At 56.5% G+C, this 3,370-nt stretch carries 2 rRNA genes; both read left to right on the forward strand.

Features of this window, described 5'->3' with window-relative positions:
* Positions 1-56: 56 nt before the first annotated feature.
* Positions 57-3,166: ribosomal RNA gene (locus ACLQ28_RS34260) — 23S ribosomal RNA — on the forward strand.
* Positions 3,167-3,251: 85 nt separating this feature from the next.
* A 5S ribosomal RNA gene (rrf, locus tag ACLQ28_RS34265) occupies positions 3,252-3,368 on the forward strand.
* Positions 3,369-3,370: the final 2 nt, after the last annotated feature.

Here is a 3,370-nt window from a genome sequence, read left to right on the forward strand (position 1 = left end):
GGGGTTGTGGGTTGGTCGTTTGTTGAGAATTGCACAGTGGACGCGAGCATCTTTGTGGTCAAGTTGTCAAGGGCGAACGGTGAATGCCTTGGCACCAGGAGCCGATGAAGGACGTGGGAGGCCGCGATAGGCCTGGGGGAGCTGTCAACCAAGCTGTGATCCCAGGGTGTCCGAATGGGGAAACCTGGCACCAGTCATGTGGTGTCACCCACACCTGAACACATAGGGTGTGTGGAGGGAACGCGGGGAAGTGAAACATCTCAGTACCCGCAGGAAGAGAAAACAAATTTAGTGATTCCGTGAGTAGTGGCGAGCGAAAGCGGATCGAGGCTAAACCGGCTGCGTGTGATACCTGTCAGGGGTTGCGTGGTTGGGGTTGTGGGACCCTGCTGAACAAGCTGACACTTGTTCGAGAAGTTACAAAGTTGGTGGCTAGTCGAACAGTCTGGAATGGCTGACCGTAGACGGTGAGAGTCCGGTAGGTGAAAGTTGCTGACCTTCTGTGGGTGTTCCCGAGTAGCGGCGGACCCCTGAAATCTGCCGTGAATCTGCCAGGACCACCTGGTAAGCCTAAATACTTCCTGGTGACCGATAGCGGACAAGTACCGTGAGGGAATGGTGAAAAGTACCCCGGGAGGGGAGTGAAATAGTACCTGAAACCGTTCGCCTACAATCCGTCGGAGCCTTGCGGGGTGACGGCGTGCCTTTTGAAGAATGAGCCTGCGAGTTAGTGGCATGTGGCGAGGTTAACCCGTGTGGGGGAGCCGTAGCGAAAGCGAGTCTGAATAGGGCGATTCAGTCGCGTGTCCTAGACCCGAAGCGGAGTGATCTAGCCATGGGCAGGCTGAAGCGCGGGTAAGACCGCGTGGAGGGCCGAACCCACCAATGTTGAAAAATTGGGGGATGACCTGTGGTTAGGGGTGAAAGGCCAATCAAACTCCGTGATAGCTGGTTCTCCCCGAAATGCATTTAGGTGCAGCGTCGCGTGTTTCTTGCCGGAGGTAGAGCACTGGATGGTCTAGGGGGCCCACAAGCTTACCGAAATCAGCCAAACTCCGAATGCCGGTAAGTGAGAGCGCGGCAGTGAGACTGCGGGGGATAAGCTTCGTAGTCGAGAGGGAAACAGCCCAGATCACCAGCTAAGGCCCCTAAGCGTGTGCTAAGTGGAAAAGGATGTGGGGTCGCATAGACAACCAGGAGGTTGGCTTAGAAGCAGCCACCCTTTAAAGAGTGCGTAATAGCTCACTGGTCAAGTGGTTCCGCGCCGACAATGTAGCGGGGCTCAAGCACACCGCCGAAGCTGTGGCATTCACATTTTATCCTCGCTTGGACTTGATTCCTTGTGCAGGTGTGTGGATGGGTAGGGGAGCGTCGTGCCGCGAGTGAAGCAGCGGGGTGACCCAGTTGTGGACGCGGCACGAGTGAGAATGCAGGCATGAGTAGCGAAAGAAGGGTGAGAAACCCTTCCGCCGGATGACCAAGGGTTCCAGGGCCAGGCTAATCCGCCCTGGGTGAGTCGGGACCTAAGGCGAGGCCGAGAGGCGTAGTCGATGGACAACGGGTTGATATTCCCGTACCCGCGAAAGAGCGTCCCTGATGAACCTCGTTGTGCTAACCACCCGAGCTGGCTGATGTCTTCGGACGGATGTTGGGGAGCGTGGGAACCTGATGGGTAGTAGTCAAGCGATGGGGTGACGCAGGAAGGTAGCTGAGCCCGGCCGGTGGTTGTGCCGGGGTAAGCGTGTAGGCCGTGTTGTAGGCAAATCCGCAACACATGAAGGCTGAGACGTGATGCCGAGCCGATTCAGGTGAAGTCAGTGATCCTATGCTGCCGAGAAAAGCCTCTAGCGAGTTCTTAGCGGCCCGTACCCCAAACCGACACAGGTGGTCAGGTAGAGAATACCGAGGCGATCGGGCGAACTGTGGTTAAGGAACTCGGCAAATTGCCCCCGTAACTTAGGGAGAAGGGGGGCCGGAGACGTGAAGCCCCGCGCGGGTGGAGCGTTGTATGGCCGCAGAGAGCAGGGGGAAGCGACTGTTTACTAAAAACACAGGTCCATGCGAAGAAGTAATTCGATGTATATGGACTGACGCCTGCCCGGTGCTGGAACGTTAAGGGGACCTGTTAGCTCTTCGGGGCGAAGCGGAGAACTTAAGCGCCAGTAAACGGCGGTGGTAACTATAACCATCCTAAGGTAGCGAAATTCCTTGTCGGGTAAGTTCCGACCTGCACGAATGGCGTAACGACTTCCCCACTGTCTCAACCACAGGCCCGGCGAAATTGCAGTACGAGTAAAGATGCTCGTTACGCGCGGCAGGACGGAAAGACCCCGGGACCTTTACTATAGCTTGACATTGGTACTCGAATTAGCTTGTGTAGGATAGGTGGGAGCCGGTGAAGTCCATACGCCAGTATGGGTGGAGGCAATCTTGAAATACCACTCTGGTTGATTTGGGTATCTAACTTCGGACCGTTATCCGGTTCAGGGACAGTGTCTGGTGGGTAGTTTAACTGGGGCGGTTGCCTCCTAAAAGGTAACGGAGGCGCCCAAAGGTTCCCTCAGCCTGGTTGGCAATCAGGTGTTGAGTGCAAGTACACAAGGGAGCTTGACTGTGAGACTGACAGGTCGAGCAGGGACGAAAGTCGGGACTAGTGATCCGGCACTTGCGAGTGGAAGCGGTGTCGCTCAACGGATAAAAGGTACCCCGGGGATAACAGGCTGATCTTCCCCAAGAGTCCATATCGACGGGATGGTTTGGCACCTCGATGTCGGCTCGTCGCATCCTGGGGCTGTAGCAGGTCCCAAGGGTTGGGCTGTTCGCCCATTAAAGCGGTACGCGAGCTGGGTTTAGAACGTCGTGAGACAGTTCGGTCCCTATCCGCCGTGCGCGTAGGATACTTGAGAAGGGCTGTCCCTAGTACGAGAGGACCGGGACGGACGAACCTCTGGTGTGCCAGTTGTCCTGCCAAGGGCACGGCTGGTTAGCTACGTTCGGAAGGGATAACCGCTGAAAGCATCTAAGCGGGAAGCCTGCTTCAAGATGAGGTATCCCACCCACTTTGTGGGGTAAGGCCCCCAGCTAGACGACTGGGTTGATAGGCCGGAAATGTAAGCCCGGTAACGGGTTCAGTTGACCGGTACTAATAGGCCGAGGACTTGACTACTAAGCTGCTACGCGTCCACTGTGCAACTCTGAACAAGCGAACACCCGTGAGTTGGTGCCGGGGTTGTTTGATATGTTCATAGAGTTACGGCGGTCATGGCGGAGGGGAAACGCCCGGTTACATTCCGAACCCGGAAGCTAAGCCCTCCAGCGCCGATGGTACTGCACTCGTGAGGGTGTGGGAGAGTAGGACGCCGCCGGACAA

This window comes from Micromonospora sp. DT201 (assembly GCF_049841575.1).
Classification (GTDB): Bacteria; Actinomycetota; Actinomycetes; order Mycobacteriales; family Micromonosporaceae; genus Micromonospora.